Origin of the sequence: Ectopseudomonas chengduensis (genome assembly GCF_900102635.1) — a bacterium.
GTDB classification, from domain to species: Bacteria; Pseudomonadota; Gammaproteobacteria; order Pseudomonadales; family Pseudomonadaceae; genus Aquipseudomonas; species Aquipseudomonas chengduensis.
The window spans coordinates 11,182-26,733 of the sequence record NZ_FMZQ01000016.1 but is presented as its reverse complement, the minus strand read 5'-3'; the positions used below and the strand labels follow the sequence as shown (position 1 = coordinate 26,733).

The window sequence follows — 15,552 nt, the reverse complement described above, 5'->3', positions numbered from 1 at the left end:
CGGCTGGCATTCACTCAGCCCATCAGGCTTTCCATGCGCGCCGCCACCGCCTGCGCCAGACGCCGGCGCCAGGCCGGGCTGCGCGGGTTGGCGAGGACTTCGTCCTCATGCACGAAACTGCGGATGATGGCGTTGTAGCCAAGCCAGCGGCAGGGTTCGGGCTCCCAGCGCCTCAGGCTGGAAATCGGGCTATCACTCAGCACCCAGGGCTGGCGCAGCAGTTCGCTGTCCCGACCGAGAATGAGATCGGCCAGGGTGCGCCCGCCCAGGTTGGTGGCTCCGACGCCCTCGCCGCCGTAACCGCCAGACAGCGCGATGCGGTTGCGGGTGTCGCGCAGCATGTGCGGCTGGAAGCGCCGCGCCATGCCCAGGTTGCCACCCCAGGAATGGGTGAAACGCACGTTGCGCAGCTGCGGGAAGATTTCCCCCATCAGGTAACGGCGTAAACCCAGCTCGTCGTCGGTTAAGTTGAAGTCGGTGCGCAGGCGCCCGCCAAAGCGGTAGCCACCACGCGCCCCGAAGATCAGACGGTCATCGAGGCTGCGCTGGCCGTAGGTGACCTGACGGCTGAATTCGCTGAACGCCTGCCCGCGCTCCAGGCCGATACCGGCCCAGACATCCGCCGGCAATGGCTCGGTGGCAACGATCAGGCTCTGCACCGGCAACTGGTGATTACCCAACGGCGGCAAGCTGGCGGCGTACCCCTCGATGGCCGGCACCACCCAGTCAGCCGTGACCAGGCCGTGAGCGGTACGCACCAGGCCGGGTTGCCAGTCGATCACCGGGCTGCGCTCGTAGAGTTCGACACCCAGGTCCTCGACGCAGCGCGCCAGGCCCCGCACCAGCTTGGCCGGTTGGATCGTCGCGCAATGCGGGCTGTACAGCGCGCCGTAGGCATTGGCCACGCGCAACTGGGTGGCCAGTTCGCTCGGCGGCAGCCAGCGGTAGTCGTCTTCGCTCAGGCCCAGCGCACGCAGTTCCTTGAGATAATCACGCAGGCGCACTTCCTGCTCCGGGTAGCGCGCCGCGCAATACAGCACGCCGCCCTTGCGCAGATCGCAGTCGATGCCCTCGCGGGCGACCACCGAGACCACTTCATCGGGAATGCCGTGCAGCAGGTCGAAGCCCGCCTTGCGCTCCGACGCTGGCACACCGGCCAGCAGACGATCCTCGCCGAGCAGGTTACCCATCAACCAGCCACCATTGCGCCCGGACGCACCGAAGCCGGCGGTCTCGGCCTCGACGATCACCACACGCAGCTGCGGCGCCTGGCGCTTGAGGTAATAGGCCGTCCACAGGCCGGTATAACCCGCGCCGATGATAGCCACGTCGGCGTGCAGCTGGGCTTGCAGGCTGGGCCGCGCCTGCAGCGGATCATCGAGCTGATCCATCCACAGACTGATGTTGCGCCAGGAATTCATCCACGCCTCCGTCATCAATCGATGACACAAGGCTAGTTGGGGCGATCAGTCGCTGTCTTGCGTGCGTGCCCGCGCGGAAATCTGCTTGAGGTAGGCCGTGGGCGAAAGCCCGGTGTGGCGCTTGAAGCAGCTGTAGAAGGCCGACAACGAGTTGAAGCCGGCGGCAAAGGCCAGCTCGTCGATACGCTTGAGGTCGCTGCCCGCCTGCAAGCCATCGAGCAAGTACTGCAGGCGGGCGCGGTTGACGTAGCGGTAGAAGCTCTCGCCCAGCACCTGATTGAGCAGATGGGATATCTGGTTGCGGCTGTAACCCGTCGCTGCCGCCACCTGCTGCAGATCCAGCTCGGGGTCGAGAAAGGGCTGGCTGCGCTGAAAGTAGTCCTGCAGGTCCTGCGCCAGCTGACCGAGCTGGCGGGTCGACAGCCCCAGGCGGCTGATCGCCGGGCGCGAACTGGCCGCTTCGCCAGTGCCACGCGCCTCATGCACCAGGGTGGCGTATTCGTTGATCCGCCAGATCAGCCCGTCGCGCACGGTGATGGCTTCACCGGTGCGGAACGACACAAGCCCTTCCCCGCCCTGCAAGCTGGTGCAGTACTGGATGAAGGCGGTATGCCCGTCGATGCGGATGCGGTCGACGTGCTCCAGCAGTTCGCCCGGGCGGCGCGGCAGGTTGTTCTCGACGTACTCGCGCAGCTCAGCCAGGCGCATGCAGCGCTGCTGGTAGAAGTCGTTGTACTCGATCTCCGGGTGATACAGCGCCATTACAGCATCGAGGTCGCGGTGCTTCCAGCTCAGGTGGTAGCGCAGGATGGTTTCGCGGGTGCGCTCGGTTTGCGCGGCATCGTCAGGAAAGAGATCGTCAGACATGGTCAAGGTCGGTGGTCAGCGCTCGCGCAGATTGCCTGATTCGCCGCGGCCAGCCTAGTCCCTCGTGCTGGCGTGGCGGTTGCGGACTATGCTTGCAGGACCGACGGAGAGGCTGACCATGAGCGATCAGGACAAAGACCCCCAGCAGGCCCCGCTGACCCTGCGCGAAATGCTGCAGAGCGTGCTGGCCGCCGCCCTTGGCGTGCAGAGCGGGAAGAACCGTAGCCGCGACTTCAGTCGCGGAAAGCCCAGCCATTTCATTCTGCTCGGGGTGCTGTTCACCACCCTGTTCGTGATCGTATTGCTGGTGACGGTTAAGCTGATCCTGCACCTGGCGACTGGCTGATCAGTCCAGCAGGGATGCTATCGAGCAGTCGTAGCGCTGCTGTTGGGGCTGAGTCAACGCGCTGAACTGGCCAAAGTCCATGTCGATGTCCGCCTGGCCAAGGCGTGCCAGCAGTTTCTGCGATTGCGCCCTGTCGAGCAGGCGCAGCAGGGATGCCACCTGGTCCTGGCCGCCGCGCTCGATGAAATCCATGTCACGGGCATGGTCACTGAGCATCACCAGGGCACAGCCCCCCAGAACGAAGTGGCCACTCGCCAGGACATCGATTCGTCCATCGATATGTGCCTGCAGCACCCGAGCTGAGTTATTCAAGGCTGCATAGCGCAGGTCTCTGCCCAGCTCATCAGCCGCACGCATCACGCCGAATGCCATTGCATCGTTTGCGGACCACACCAGGCTCACCCCCGGATAGCGCGGCAACAGGCTCATCGCCTGCTCATAGGCGCGCTGCTCCTGCCACTCGCCATGCACTGCCTGCACCAGACGCACATGCGGCGCCTCGTTCAGCGCACGTTGCAAACCGGCCAGACGCAAGATCGATGACGGCGTTTGCTTGACCCCGGAAAATGCCAGCAGCTCGGCCGGTTGCCCCTTGGCAAGCGCGATCAGTTCGCGCCCCATGAGGTAACCTGCCTCTTCATCATTGGGCACCAGGCTACCCAGCCAGTTGCGGTGACGCTCGCGGCTGCCACCGATCAGCTCCTGCTGCTCGTCGGTGAGCGTGCTGTGGAGGGCGAAAAGACCAACCTGGCTAGCTTCGAACAGGCGCAGCAGCACAGGTCCCTGGAACTGCTCGTTGGTGAAGATCAGGTAATCCGGGTGTTCACCGTCGAGAACCTGGCGGGCATTGCTCAGCATGCGCGCTGGATCACGCTCACCGTAAAGTACCTTCAGGTCGATGCCGAGGTCGCCTGCGGCGTCCTGCATATAGCGGGTGTAATCGGCCCAGAACGGCTCGTCGGAATAGCCGGGATTGAGGAAGATCACAGACGGCGCACGGGTTTGTGCTGACGCCAATGCGCAGCACAGTAATAGCCACAGGCCCAACACCCACCGGATCACGGCACCGCTCCCCAATTAACCGGGGCGCAGTATAGGGCGCAAATGACAAAAGGCCGACCGCTAATGCGTATCGGCCTTCGCCCTCACTGTCCGCTGACCCAGAAGACCGCCGTACCTACCGCGATCAGGATCAGGCAAAAGATCGCCCAGGCATCGATGACGCTGTCGGAATTGTCCACTTCAGTGTGCTCGGTCATGGTTCCCCCTCTTCTTGTGCTTTTGGGTGATGCACACTGCATTTAAGACCAGCCTTGGCCATCGCTCAAACCATATGGTTATGCTCTAGGGCAGTCTTATTCCTTAAACCAAGGTTTATATATTCAAACATCACTTTTACGCATAAACCTGAGCTGGTATCGTGCCCCGGCTCCTCGGGGAGTGCGCGGCCGTGCGCGCTGATTGGCAGTAAGTAGCCTGAAAACAGGACCCTTCATGTACGTATATGACCAGTACGATCAAAAGATCGTCGAGGATCGCGTCAAGCAGTTCCGCGATCAAACCCGCCGCTACCTCGCCGGAGAGCTGAGCGGCGAGGAATTCCGTCCGCTGCGCCTGCAGAACGGTCTGTATATCCAGCGCTACGCGCCCATGCTGCGCGTGGCCGTGCCTTATGGCCTGCTGTCGTCCACCCAGGTGCGCATGCTGGCCAAGATCGCCCGCGACTACGACAAGGGCTATGCCCATATCAGCACCCGCCAGAACGTACAGTTCAACTGGCCGGACCTGGAAGACGTGCCGGAGATTCTCGCCGAGCTGGCCACCGTGCAGATGCACGCCATCCAGACCAGCGGTAACTGCATCCGCAACACCACCACCGACCAGTTCGCCGGCGTGGCCAAGGACGAGATCGTCGATCCGCGTCCCTGGTGCGAGATCATCCGTCAGTGGTCGACCTTCCATCCCGAATTCAGCCACTTGCCGCGCAAGTTCAAGATCGCCGTCAACGGCGCCGTGGGCGACCGTGCCGCCATCGAAGTGCATGACATCGGCCTGGAAGCGGTGAAGAACGCAGCCGGCGAGCTGGGCTTCCGTGTTTCCGTCGGTGGCGGCCTGGGTCGTACCCCGATCGTCGGCAGCTTCATCAACGAATTCCTGCCCTGGCAGCACCTGATCAGTTATCTCGACGCCATCCTGCGCGTGTACAACCGCTATGGCCGTCGCGATAACAAGTACAAGGCGCGTATCAAGATTCTGGTCAAGGCGCTGACCCCCGAGGTGTTCGCCGAGCGCGTGAACGCCGAGTGGGCGCACCTCAAGGACGGGCCGACCACCCTCACCGAAGCCGAAGTCGCCCGCGTTGCCACACACTTCGTTGATCCGGCCTATCTGACCCTGCAGGACGAAGACGCCCTGCTCGCCCAGCAGAACGCCGAACACCCGGGCTTCGCCCGTTGGCGCGAGCGCAACACCTTCGCCCACAAGAAGCCTGGCTACGTTGCCGTGACCTTATCGCTCAAACCCACCGGCGTGGCGCCAGGCGACGTCACCGACAAGCAGCTCGATGCCATCGCCGACCTGGCCGACCGTTATTCCTTCGGCGAAGTGCGCAACAGCCACAACCAGAACATCATCCTCGCCGACGTCGAGCAGCGTCAGTTGCTGGCTCTTTGGGGCGAACTGCGCGAACAAGGTTTCGCCACGCCGAACGTAGGCCTGCTGACCGACATCATCTGCTGCCCGGGCGGCGACTTCTGCTCGCTGGCCAACGCCAAGTCGATCCCGATCGCCGAAGCCATTCAGCGTCGTTTCGACGATCTCGACTATCTGTTCGACATCGGCAATATCGACCTGAACATCTCCGGCTGCATGAACGCCTGCGGTCACCACCACGTCGGCCATATCGGCATTCTCGGCGTCGACAAGAAAGGCCAGGAGTTCTATCAGGTATCGCTCGGCGGCAGCGCCGGCCGTGACGCCAGCCTGGCGCAGATCCTCGGCCCATCCTTCGCCGAAGCGGACATGGCCGATGTGATCGACAAGATCATCAAGGTCTACGTCGAGCAACGCACCGAAGAAGAAAGCTTCCTCGACACCTACCGCCGCGTCGGTATCGATCCGTTCAAGGAGCGCGTCTATGCAGCGAATCATTAAGAACGGTCAGGTGGTCGACGAGACCTGGCACCTGCTGGCCAAGGACGTGACCCTGGACGTCATCCCCAACTGCGACGACATCATCGTCCCACTGGCACTGTGGCGCGAGCATGCGCACGCCCTCAAGGCCCGCGACGGCGGTCTTGGCGTCTGGCTGGAAGCCGGCGACGAGATCGAGGAAATCGCCGATGACCTGGCGCATTTTCAGGTCATCGCCCTGGAGTTCCCGGCCTTTACCGATGGCCGCCACTCCTCTACCGCCTACTTGCTGCGCACCCGCTACGGCTACAAGGGCGAAGTTCGCGCCATTGGCGACGTGCTGCGCGACCAGCTGTTTGCCCTCAAGCGTGTCGGTTTCGATGCCTTCGCCGTGCGCGCGGACAAGGATCCGTACGATGCGCTGAAAGCCTTCGAGGACTACAGCGAGGTTTACCAGGCTTCGGCCGATCAGCCGCAACCGCTGTTCCGTCGCCGCGCCTGATCACGGCAGCTGAAACGCCTCAAACGCCCCGACTGGTTCGGGGCGTTTTGCTTTGTGTACTCCGCTCGCAGAATTCAGGTCGAACCGTAGTGCGTTGCTGAAGTCGGACTCTATAAGCCCATCGCATAGGGAGAGACCGCCATGAAGCACGACTGGGACCTGATCGAACGCCTGCTGCACGAGGCACAGAACTCCGCCGGCAAACCCTTCGCCCCGCGTCGCTACGCCGAAGACCTGGCCGAAGAGCATAAGAATGCCGGCGACCCCGTGGATAATCTCGACCATCTGCGCGCCGAGGCTGCACGCTATGAAGCGCGCCTGCTGCAAAACGGCTTTATCGAACCACGCCCGGAAGACGAAGGTGGCAACGGCGAAAATTTCATTCTCACCGCGCGCGGCGCGCAGCTGCTGAGCATGCTCGACAGCAGCATCCCCGGCAGTGAGCGACCACGCGAAGTGCTCGACGAAGCGGGTGAAGCGGCGTTGACGCCGGAGGTGTTCGATCGCCTGGCGCCCAGGGCCAATCTCAGCGAAACCGGCTGACAGGCTGCTGAAAAACTACCTGCGTTGCCATTGCTGCGTTAAAAACAGGCTCAAAATGCTCATTTACAACTCGTAAACTGCGCTTTTTCGCCTGTTTTTGCCTTGCACTGACTGCCTCGCCTACGTTTTTCAACGACCTGTTCACCTGCCCTTAACAAACAAAAACGCCGCAACCCGGTAAGGGTTGCGGCGTTTCGTTGATCCTGCCATGAGCCATCAGGCACGCGGGATCAATCCTCGCGGTAACGACGCAGCTTCAGAGCCTTGCCAGCCACGCGGGTATCTTTCAGCTTGCCCAGCAGGCGGTCCAGACCGTCTTCCGGCAGCTCGACCAGGCTGAAGGTTTCGCGGATCTGGATACGACCGATCGCTTCGCGAGCCAGACCACCCTCATTGAGGATGGCACCGAGCAGGTTCTTCGCGGCGATACCGTCACGAGTACCCAGTGCAGTGCGGCAACGCACGCGACCTTCGGTCAGCGGCACCGGCGCGCGGCGCTCGCGGAATTCACCACGATCACCGCCACGCTCAGAACGCTCGCCGTCACGTTCACGACGCTCACGCGGAGCGCCGCCAGCGCCCGGCACCAGTGGCTGCTCGCGCTCGACAGTGGCCAGATCCAGGGCCTGGCCGTTGGTAGCCTTTTTCAGCAGCGCAGCGGCCAGAGCACGTGGGCTGCAGCCGATATCGGCGGTCAGACGGTCAAGCAGATCGCCGTGGCTGGCTTCGGCATCGGCCACCAGCGGCGCCAGGCTGTTGGTCAGTTTCTTGATGCGAGCATCGAGCACTTGCTGGGCGTTCGGCAGTTTGACTTCACCGACCTTCTGCCCGGTGACACGCTCGATCACCTGCAGCATGCGACGCTCACGCGGCGTCACCAGCAGCAGCGCACGGCCATCACGACCGGCACGGCCGGTACGACCGATACGGTGCACGTAGGACTCCGGGTCGTACGGCATGTCGACGTTGAATACGTGGGTGATGCGCGGCACGTCGATGCCACGGGCAGCCACGTCGGTCGCCACGACGATGTCCAGACGGCCATCCTTGAGCGATTCGATGACGCGCTCACGCTGGTTCTGGGCGATGTCGCCGTTCAGCGCAGCGGCCTTGTAGCCTTTGGCTTCCAGAGCGCTGGCCAGGTCCAGGGTGGCTTGTTTGGTACGCACGAAGGCGATCAGCGCGTCGAAATCCTCGACTTCCAGCAGACGCAGCACGGCGTTGGTCTTCTGGTCGGCGTGGATCATCAGATGCGCCTGCTCGATGCGCGAGACGGTCTGAGTCTTGGCAGCGATCTTGATGTGTTGCGGCTCACGCAGGTGCTTTTCGGCAATGGCACGAATCGAGTGCGGCAGCGTGGCGGAGAACAGCACGCTCTGGCGGCTTTCCGGCATGGCTTCGAAGATCACTTCGAGGTCATCCATGAAGCCCAGCTTGAGCATTTCGTCTGCTTCGTCGAGTACCAGGTACTGGATGGTCGACAGCACTTTCTCATCGCGACGCAGGTGGTCGACCAGACGGCCCGGTGTGGCAACGATAACCTGGGCGCCCTGGCGGATGGCCTTGAGCTGCGGGCCCATGGGCGCGCCGCCGTAGACGGCGACCACATTGAGGCCAGGCATCTGCTTGGAATAGGTTTCAAACGCGGTGGCGACCTGCAGGGCCAGCTCGCGGGTCGGCGCCAGAATCAGCGCCTGTGGTTCACGCTTGGTCGGGTCGATTTTCGACAGGATCGGCAACGCGAAGGCTGCGGTCTTGCCAGTGCCGGTTTGGGCCTGACCGATCATGTCCTGGCCGGCGAGGATCACCGGAATGGCCTGCGACTGGATGGGAGACGGCTCTTCGTAACCGACGGCGGTCAGAGCGGCGAGAATATTGGGGTGAAGTCCGAGCGCGGCGAAGCCGCCGATTTCCTGGGTCATGGGTCTGCCTCAAGTGCATCCGCAAAGACCCATGTTCCAAAGCTGCGCATGCCGTGTAAGACCTTTTGGGTCACCCTGGCAGCCTGGTCGGCGGGGATTTGCGAAAACGTGATGAAAGTGAATCGTCAAGGATAGTCCGCTGGGGACTGGCTGCCGGGTGTTAATTTCCCGGGCGAGTTGCACTACCTGAACGTGGCCAGAAAATTGGCCGGCGCGAACTATACCGGAAAATCCTGTCTCGGGTGCTGGTTTTTATCGATTGGCATGCATCCAACCGCTCAACGGCGCATCAAGTGGCCGGACGCAGCGCTTCGATCAGCGGCTGTAGCGAATAACCCAGGCGCGGCGCCAGCTCGCCCGCACGCATCTGCAGGCGTCCCATGTTCAAGCGTTGCTCGAGGTCAGCCGGGATCAGCAGTACCACGTTGCCCTCCTTCACCGGGCACTCCCAATAGTGTCGGTGATAGAGGCCACGCAGCAATGCCGCGCCAAGCGGCTTGCCGTCGTTGCCTGCCCATTGGTTGATGATCAGCCAACCACCTGGATTGAGCTTCTCGCGGCAGCGCTCGAGAAAGCGCCAGGCCAGATGCCCGACACCAGGCCCCTGGTCGGTGTACAGATCGAGAAAGATCAGGTCAGCGGTTTCCGCGCTGTCGAGCAGTTCGGTGGCGTCGCCGATGCGAATGGTCAGCCGTGGGTCATCGTCCAGACCGAGAAACTCCATGGCCAGGCGCGGTACGTCCGGGCGCAGCTCGATGGCCTCGACGTCCTCCAAGGGCAGGAACTTCAGGCAGGCCTGGGTCAGGTTGCCGGCGCCCAGACCAAGGAACAGTGCGGTTTCCGGCGCATCGTGGCACAGCGCGCCCAGCAACATGGCGCGGGTGTAGTCGTATTCCAGCCAGCTGGGATCGCCCTGGAACACGCAACTCTGCTCGATGGCATCACCAAACTCGAGAAAGCGGTAGGCGCCGATCTGCACCACACGGATCACCCCGAAGGCGTCGTGCACCTCGGCCAGCAGAACCTCGTCCTGCTGCTGCAACTCGTCGTCCGGCGGCAACCCTGGCATCGATACCTCTCCCACAGTGACATCCCGTACCACAAGAACCGGGCTAAAGGCGCCGATTGTCATTGAAGCAGCCGCCCCCGGTCACGCAATAATTCCAACACTTGCGCTGCTACTCATAACAATAACGAGGTTCGCCATGTACGCCATCATAGGTGCCGGCCCCATGGGCCTGTGCACGGCTCGGCAATTGAAGAAGCACGGTATCGATTTCATCGGTTTCGAGCTGCACAGCGACGTTGGCGGCCTGTGGGATATCGATAACCCGCACAGCAGCATGTATCACTCGGCGCATCTGATTTCCGCCAAGGGCACCACCGAGTTCCGCGAGTTCCCCATGCGTGCCGAGGTGGCGCCCTACCCGCACCACAGCGAGATGCGCCGCTACTTTCGCGACTACGCCAGGCAGTTTCGTCTCTACGAGCATTATCAGTTCGACACCCGCGTGCTACAGGTGCAACGCGAGCAAGATGGCTGGAAACTGATCAGCGAGCGCAACGGCGAGCAACGCGAATGGCGTTTCGACGGTGTGCTGATCGCCAACGGCACCCTGCATACGCCCAACCTGCCGCGCCTGCCTGGTGACTTTTCCGGCGAGTTGTTGCATTCGAATGCCTACAAGAGCGCGGATATCTTTGCCGGCAAACGGGTGCTGGTGGTCGGCTGCGGCAACTCGGCCTGCGATATCGCCGTCGATGCCGTGCATCGCGCCGCCTCGGTCGACCTCTCGGTACGCCGTGGCTATCACTTCCTGCCCAAGTTCATCCTCGGCAAACCCACCGATACCTTCGGCGGCGCGATCAAGCTACCGCGCCGTCTCAAACAGCTGGTCGACGGTCTGCTGGTGCGCGCCCTGGTCGGCAAACCCTCGCAGTACGGTCTGCCCGACCCGGACTACCACCTGTACGAGTCGCATCCGGTGATGAACTCGCTGGTGCTGCACCATATCGGCCACGGCGACATCCACCCTCGCGGCGATATCACGGCAGTGAGGGGGCAAAGCGTGACCTTTGCCAATGGCGAACAGGCCGAGTACGACCTGATCCTCATGGCCACCGGCTACAAGATCGACTACCCCTTCATCGCTCGCGACGAGTTGAACTGGCCGCAAGGTGCCGGTGCACCGCAGCTGTATCTCAACGTATTCCACCCCGAGCACGACGACCTGTTCATGCTCGGTATGGTCGAGGCCTCCGGCCTGGGCTGGCAGGGTCGTGACGAGCAGGCGGAGCTGGTCGCGCTGTATATCCGCCAGTCGCGGGCTGGCAGCCCCGCTGCTCAGGCCCTGCGCCAGACTATTCGTGCTCAAGCCAGCCAGCGCCTGGATGGCGGCTATCGCTACCTGCAACTGGAGCGCATGGCCTATTACGTGCACAAGGACAGCTATCGTAGACGCATAGCCGAACACAGCGCCGCGCTGCGCCGTGAGCTGGCCAACGATGGCGCACTCGCTGCGCAGGGGGCATGAGCATGGAACAGGTGAATATCGCCTTTGACCCCAGCAGCCTGGTGCTGATCAACCTGATCGTTGCGTTGATGATGTTCGGCGTCTCCCTGGACCTACGCGCCGAAGACTTCCGCCGCATCGCCCGCGCGCCCAAGGCCCCGGTGATCGGTATGCTGGCGCAATTCGTGTTGCTGCCGGCGCTGACCTGCCTGGCTTGCTGGGCCCTGGCCATCGAGCCGCAACTGGCGCTGGGCATGACCCTGATCGCTGCCTGCCCAGGCGGCAGCTTCTCCAACATCATGACCTGGATGGCTCGCGGCAACGTCGCGCTGTCGGTGAGCATGACCGCCGTTTCCAGCGTCGTCGCCAGCGTGCTGACACCGCTCAACTTCGCCCTGTACGCCTGGCTCAATCCACATACGCGACCCTTGCTGACGCAGATCGAACTGGACCCGCTGAGTTTGCTGCTGCTCGTGCTGCTGGTGCTCGGCCTGCCTCTGCTGGCTGGCATGTGGATCGGCCGGCGCTTCCCGCAACTGACACTGAAAGTGGAAAAGCCCCTGCGTCTGTTCGCCTTGCTGGTAATGCTCGGTTTCGTGGCGCTGGCGTTCAGCCGCAACCTCGAGCAGTTCACCCGACATTTCCATCTGTTCTTCTGGCTGGTGGTGGCTCACAACGCTCTGGCACTGAGCATTGGCTACCTCAGCGCACGCCTGAGCGGGCTGCCGGTGGCCGACCGCCGCGCCCTGACGCTGGAAGTGGGCATCCAGAATTCAGCGCTGGGCCTGGTGATCATCTTCACCTTCTTCCCGCAGGCCAGCGGCATGTTGCTGATCGCGGCCTTCTGGGGCTGCTGGCATCTGGTATCCGGCCTCAGCCTGGCCTGGCTGTGGTCACGCAGGCCGCCTGCAGCCGACGCGTTGCTGACGCCCTTGCCCAGCGCAGGAGAGCGGTGATGCGCGTGGTCCTGATTACCGGCGCCGCCAGCGGCCTCGGCTGGCAACTGGCGCGCGCTTGTCACGCACGTGGCGATGCCCTGCTGCTCACCGATATAGACGCCAGCGGCCTCTCGGCTCGCGCCGATGAATTGGGCAGCGAGCGCGTAATGGCCCTTGCTGGCGACATCACCGAACCCGAGCTGCATGAACGTCTGCTCGATGACTGCCGGCAGCGCTTCGGCCGGCTGGACGTGCTGATCAACAACGCCGGCATCACCCACCGCTCGCCCACGCTGCGCACCGATCCAGCGGTGTTTCGCAAGGTCATGGCGGTGGACTATCACGCGCCGCTGGAGCTGACCCTGACCGCCCTGCCGCTGCTGCGTGAAAGCCGCGGCCAGGTGATCGCCATCGGCTCCATGGCCGGCTGGATGCCGGTGCTCGGCCGTGCCGGTTACTGCGCCGCGAAAAGCGCCTTGGGCCAGGCCTTCGAGGTGCTACGCGCCGAGATCGCCCGTGACGGCATCGGCCTGCTCATGGTCTATCCGAGCTTTCTCGATACGCCCATCGATCGCAATGCCCTGGGTGGCGATGGCAAACCGGCCGGCCATGCCCGCTCGACCATCGGCAGGATTCGCAGCGCCGACTGGATGGCAAGCCTGATTCTCGATGCACTGCAACAGCGCCGCGAACGCCTGTTCCCGGATCGTGGCAGCTGGCTGGCGAGCCTGCTCTGGCGCCTGGCACCGGCGCTGTACCACCGCAAGATGAGCCAGCGTTTCGCCGGGGAAATGAGCTGATGGCCCTGGCGCCCTACGCCCTCGGCGGCTTCATTCTGCTGGCCTACACCCTGGAAGCCGTTACTGGCTTTGGCAGCGTGGTCATCGCGCTGTCGCTCGGCGCATTGCTGCTGCCCATCGATCAGCTGTTGCCGATTCTGGTGCCGCTGAACATCTGCATGACCGGCTATCTGGTGCATCGCCACTGGCAGCAGATCGACCGCCGCCTGCTGCTTGGTACCCTGCTGCCCGGCATGCTTATCGGCACGCTGCTCGGCTATTGGCTGCTGCCTTATTTGGACACCCAGGCGCTGAAGCTCGGCTTCGGTGCGCTGATCGTCTGGTTCGCCGGCCGCGAACTGTGGCGCCTGCGCCGGGCGAGCGCACTGCCGCAACGCCCGGCCTGGCTGACTCGCGTCATTACCCTGGCCGCAGGCCTTAGCCACGGCCTGTTCGCCTCGGGCGGCCCGCTGCTGGTCTACGGCCTGGCTGGCACCCAACTGGACAAGGCGCGACTGCGCGCCACCCTAGTTACTGTCTGGTTCACCCTCAACAGCCTGCTCACCCTCGCCTTTCTGCTCGACGGCCGCCTGCTGCCAGCGCTGCCCCAGGTGCTCACCTACGCCCCGCTCCTGCTGCTCGGTGTGTGGCTGGGCGAACGCCTGCATCGACGCTTCGACGAGCGTCATTTCCGCCTCGCCATCTACGTCCTGCTGTTGGTCACCGGCATCCTGCTGCTGGCGCCCTGGAGACTGCCATGAGCTACGACATCATCATCAACAACGGCCTGTACTTCGACGGCTCCGGCGCGCCGGGGGCAATCCGCCATATCGGCATCCGTGACGGCAAGGTCGAGGTGCTCAGCCTCAGCCCACTGGAGGGGGCCGGTTGCCCCGAGGTGATCGACGCCAAAGGCCAGTGGCTCACCCCCGGCTTCCTCGAGATCCACTCGCACTACGATGCCGAGGTGATCGCCGCACCAGCACTGAAGGAGTCGGTACGCCATGGTGTCACCAGCGTAACCATCGGCTCCTGTTCCATCAGCATGGTGCTGGCCGACGCCGAAGACTGCTCCGACCTGTTCACCCGCGTCGAAGCGGTGCCGCGCGAGTACGTGCTGCCGATCCTCAAGGAAAAGAAAACCTGGCGCGACGCCGCCGGCTATCGCGCCTTCTACGACCAGTTGCCGCTGGGCCCGAACGTCAATTCCTTCCTCGGCCATTCGGAGCTGCGCGTGGCGGTGATGGGCCTGGAGCGCGCCACCAGTCGGGTGAAGCCCAGCGAAGCCGAACTGGCGCGCATGGAACAGTTGCTCGAAGAGGCGCTGGACGCCGGGTGTATTGGCCTGTCGGTGATGACCACCCGACTGGACAAGATGGACGGCGACCGCGCCTGGTCCAGCCCGTTGCCGTCGACCTTCGCCAGTTGGAAGGAGTTCTCCCGCCTGTTCGCCGTACTGCGGCGGCGCGGCGCCGTGCTGCAGGGCGCGCCGAACGCGGTGACCAAGGTCAACGTGTTCGCCTTCCTCTGGCAGGCCCACGGCTGGTTCAGGAAGCCGCTGAAATGCACCATGCTGACGGCGCTGGATCTCAAGTCGCAGCCACTGCTGCATCGCTTCACCCGCCTTTCCGGCTGGCTGGCGAACAGGGTGCTGCGCGGCCACTTCCGCTGGCAGACCTTGCCAGCGCCCTTCACCCTGCGCCTGGAAGGACTCAACGTGAATGCCTTCGAGGAATTCGGTGCCGGCGAGATCCTGCGCAACATCAAGGACCCGGATGAGCTCTACGCCAAGGTCAAGGAGCCAGCGTTCCGCGCCCTGTTCAAGAAGCAGGTAAAGGCCGTGCTGACCAAGGGCCTGTGGCACCGCGACTTCTCCGACTGCTGGGTGACCGAATGCCCGGCCCCCAGCCTGGTCGGCAGGAACTTCAAGCAACTGGGCCAGGCGCGCGGCCTGGATGCGGTAGACGCCTACTTCGAACTGGCCTGCCAGTACCGCGAGGCGCTGAAGTGGACGACCTGCTACGGCAACCAGCGCGAGGCGATCATGCGCAAGCTGCTGGCCAGCCCCTGGACGCACCCTGGCTTCGCCGACTCCGGCGCGCACCTGCGCTCCATCGCCCAGTACAACTTCCCGCTGCGTTTTCTCAAGTACGTGCGCGATGCCGAATTGGCCGGCGAGCCGTTCATGGAGCTGGGCAAGGCCGTGCGCCGCTGCAGCGGCGAGCTGGCCGACTTCATCGGCATCGATGCCGGCTACCTGCGCGTCGGTGACCGTGCCGGCCTGGTGTTGATCGACCCCGCCGGCCTCGATGACACCCTGGACGAACTGCACGAAGCGCCGATGGAGGTGCTGGGCCTGATGCGGGTGGTCAAACGCAACGATGCAGCGGTCGCGCTGACGATGATCAACGGTCGCATCGCCTATCGGCGCGGCCTGGAATACCCGGATGATCTGGGCAAGGCACAGCGCTACGGGCGCTTCCTGCCGGCGCGCGATGTATCGCCGCGCATGCGGCCTGCGCGCGCATTCGAGCCCGCCCCGGCGTCATGAGCCAATACACGTACGAGCTGCGGGGCTTATCGGTTACC

The 15,552-nt window shown here is 63.6% G+C and carries 14 protein-coding genes; 9 read left to right on the top strand and 5 right to left on the bottom strand.

From position 1 onward, the window contains the following. Positions 1–14: 14 nt before the first annotated feature. Both BLS08_RS21615 and BLS08_RS21610 read right to left on the bottom strand, forming a co-directional pair. The gene (locus tag BLS08_RS21615) at positions 15–1,421 is read right to left on the bottom strand and encodes an NAD(P)/FAD-dependent oxidoreductase (protein WP_090337529.1); all 1,407 of its coding nucleotides are present in this window, start codon (positions 1,419–1,421) and stop codon (positions 15–17) included. Between the two features lie 45 nt (positions 1,422–1,466). Continuing rightward, complete coding sequence (locus tag BLS08_RS21610; RefSeq protein WP_090337526.1) at positions 1,467–2,288, bottom strand: helix-turn-helix domain-containing protein; 822 nt, start codon at positions 2,286–2,288, stop codon at positions 1,467–1,469. A 118-nt stretch (positions 2,289–2,406) separates the two neighbouring features. On the opposite strand from BLS08_RS21610, the gene BLS08_RS21605 reads away from it, so the two are divergent. After that, positions 2,407–2,634: a DUF2970 domain-containing protein gene (locus BLS08_RS21605; RefSeq protein ID WP_017676936.1), complete on the top strand. Its 228-nt coding sequence runs from the start codon at positions 2,407–2,409 to the stop codon at positions 2,632–2,634. Here BLS08_RS21605 and BLS08_RS21600 read toward each other — a convergent pair whose 3' ends face one another. After that, positions 2,635–3,663: an ABC transporter substrate-binding protein gene (locus BLS08_RS21600; RefSeq protein ID WP_090337537.1), complete on the bottom strand. Its 1,029-nt coding sequence runs from the start codon at positions 3,661–3,663 to the stop codon at positions 2,635–2,637. Between the two features lie 465 nt (positions 3,664–4,128). Here BLS08_RS21600 and BLS08_RS21595 point away from each other — a divergent pair, with 465 nt between their 5' ends. The 3 genes from BLS08_RS21595 to BLS08_RS21585 all read left to right on the top strand — a co-directional run bounded on the left by BLS08_RS21595 (position 4,129) and on the right by BLS08_RS21585 (position 6,811). Beyond that, positions 4,129–5,787 carry a nitrite/sulfite reductase gene (locus tag BLS08_RS21595; protein ID WP_090337523.1) on the top strand — a complete coding sequence of 553 codons (1,659 nt, stop codon included), beginning with the start codon at positions 4,129–4,131 and terminating at the stop codon, positions 5,785–5,787. Beyond that, a complete protein-coding gene (locus tag BLS08_RS21590) occupies positions 5,771–6,268 on the top strand; it encodes a DUF934 domain-containing protein (protein ID WP_064494784.1) in 498 nt (165 codons plus the stop codon). The genes BLS08_RS21595 and BLS08_RS21590 overlap by 17 nt, the downstream gene beginning before the upstream one ends. A gap of 141 nt (positions 6,269–6,409) precedes the next feature. Continuing rightward, the gene (locus BLS08_RS21585) at positions 6,410–6,811 is read left to right on the top strand and encodes a transcriptional regulator (RefSeq protein WP_090337522.1); all 402 of its coding nucleotides are present in this window, start codon (positions 6,410–6,412) and stop codon (positions 6,809–6,811) included. Between the two features lie 230 nt (positions 6,812–7,041). Here the strand turns inward: BLS08_RS21585 and BLS08_RS21580 are convergent, their stop codons facing one another. Continuing rightward, complete coding sequence (locus BLS08_RS21580; protein WP_090337520.1) at positions 7,042–8,733, bottom strand: DEAD/DEAH box helicase; 1,692 nt, start codon at positions 8,731–8,733, stop codon at positions 7,042–7,044. Positions 8,734–9,022: 289 nt separating this feature from the next. Further along, positions 9,023–9,802 carry a spermidine synthase gene (locus BLS08_RS21575; RefSeq protein ID WP_017676943.1) on the bottom strand — a complete coding sequence of 260 codons (780 nt, stop codon included), beginning with the start codon at positions 9,800–9,802 and terminating at the stop codon, positions 9,023–9,025. Between the two features lie 136 nt (positions 9,803–9,938). Here BLS08_RS21575 and BLS08_RS21570 point away from each other — a divergent pair, with 136 nt between their 5' ends. From BLS08_RS21570 to BLS08_RS21550, 5 genes are read left to right on the top strand one after another with little or no spacing between them, the layout of a single operon-like run. Further along, positions 9,939–11,267, top strand: a complete 1,329-nt coding sequence (locus BLS08_RS21570; RefSeq protein ID WP_090337518.1) for a flavin-containing monooxygenase — start codon at positions 9,939–9,941, stop codon at positions 11,265–11,267. Then, a complete protein-coding gene (locus tag BLS08_RS21565; RefSeq protein WP_017676945.1) occupies positions 11,264–12,202 on the top strand; it encodes a bile acid:sodium symporter family protein in 939 nt (312 codons plus the stop codon). Before BLS08_RS21570 ends, BLS08_RS21565 begins: the two co-directional genes overlap by 4 nt. Continuing rightward, a complete protein-coding gene (locus BLS08_RS21560; protein WP_017676946.1) occupies positions 12,202–12,984 on the top strand; it encodes an SDR family NAD(P)-dependent oxidoreductase in 783 nt (260 codons plus the stop codon). The genes BLS08_RS21565 and BLS08_RS21560 overlap by 1 nt, the downstream gene beginning before the upstream one ends. Further along, positions 12,984–13,724 (top strand): sulfite exporter TauE/SafE family protein, encoded by a 741-nt coding sequence (locus BLS08_RS21555; RefSeq protein ID WP_017676947.1) that lies wholly within the window; start codon positions 12,984–12,986, stop codon positions 13,722–13,724. Before BLS08_RS21560 ends, BLS08_RS21555 begins: the two co-directional genes overlap by 1 nt. After that, positions 13,721–15,514 (top strand): N-acyl-D-amino-acid deacylase family protein, encoded by a 1,794-nt coding sequence (locus tag BLS08_RS21550; protein WP_055985620.1) that lies wholly within the window; start codon positions 13,721–13,723, stop codon positions 15,512–15,514. Before BLS08_RS21555 ends, BLS08_RS21550 begins: the two co-directional genes overlap by 4 nt. Positions 15,515–15,552: the final 38 nt, after the last annotated feature.

Bases quoted from the DNA above. Each gene is read 5' to 3' on its own strand.
- BLS08_RS21605 (WP_017676936.1), top strand. From the start codon at position 2,407: ATGAGCGATCAGGACAAAGACCCCCAGCAGGCCCCGCTGACCCTGCGC.
- BLS08_RS21550 (WP_055985620.1), top strand. From the start codon at position 13,721: ATGAGCTACGACATCATCATCAACAACGGCCTGTACTTCGACGGCTCC.
- BLS08_RS21560 (WP_017676946.1), top strand. From the start codon at position 12,202: ATGCGCGTGGTCCTGATTACCGGCGCCGCCAGCGGCCTCGGCTGGCAA.
- BLS08_RS21575 (WP_017676943.1), bottom strand. From the start codon at position 9,802: ATGCCAGGGTTGCCGCCGGACGACGAGTTGCAGCAGCAGGACGAGGTT.
- BLS08_RS21565 (WP_017676945.1), top strand. From the start codon at position 11,264: ATGAGCATGGAACAGGTGAATATCGCCTTTGACCCCAGCAGCCTGGTG.
- BLS08_RS21580 (WP_090337520.1), bottom strand. From the start codon at position 8,733: ATGACCCAGGAAATCGGCGGCTTCGCCGCGCTCGGACTTCACCCCAAT.
- BLS08_RS21595 (WP_090337523.1), top strand. From the start codon at position 4,129: ATGTACGTATATGACCAGTACGATCAAAAGATCGTCGAGGATCGCGTC.
- BLS08_RS21555 (WP_017676947.1), top strand. From the start codon at position 12,984: ATGGCCCTGGCGCCCTACGCCCTCGGCGGCTTCATTCTGCTGGCCTAC.
- BLS08_RS21570 (WP_090337518.1), top strand. From the start codon at position 9,939: ATGTACGCCATCATAGGTGCCGGCCCCATGGGCCTGTGCACGGCTCGG.
- BLS08_RS21615 (WP_090337529.1), bottom strand. From the start codon at position 1,421: ATGAATTCCTGGCGCAACATCAGTCTGTGGATGGATCAGCTCGATGAT.
- BLS08_RS21610 (WP_090337526.1), bottom strand. From the start codon at position 2,288: ATGTCTGACGATCTCTTTCCTGACGATGCCGCGCAAACCGAGCGCACC.
- BLS08_RS21590 (WP_064494784.1), top strand. From the start codon at position 5,771: ATGCAGCGAATCATTAAGAACGGTCAGGTGGTCGACGAGACCTGGCAC.
- BLS08_RS21585 (WP_090337522.1), top strand. From the start codon at position 6,410: ATGAAGCACGACTGGGACCTGATCGAACGCCTGCTGCACGAGGCACAG.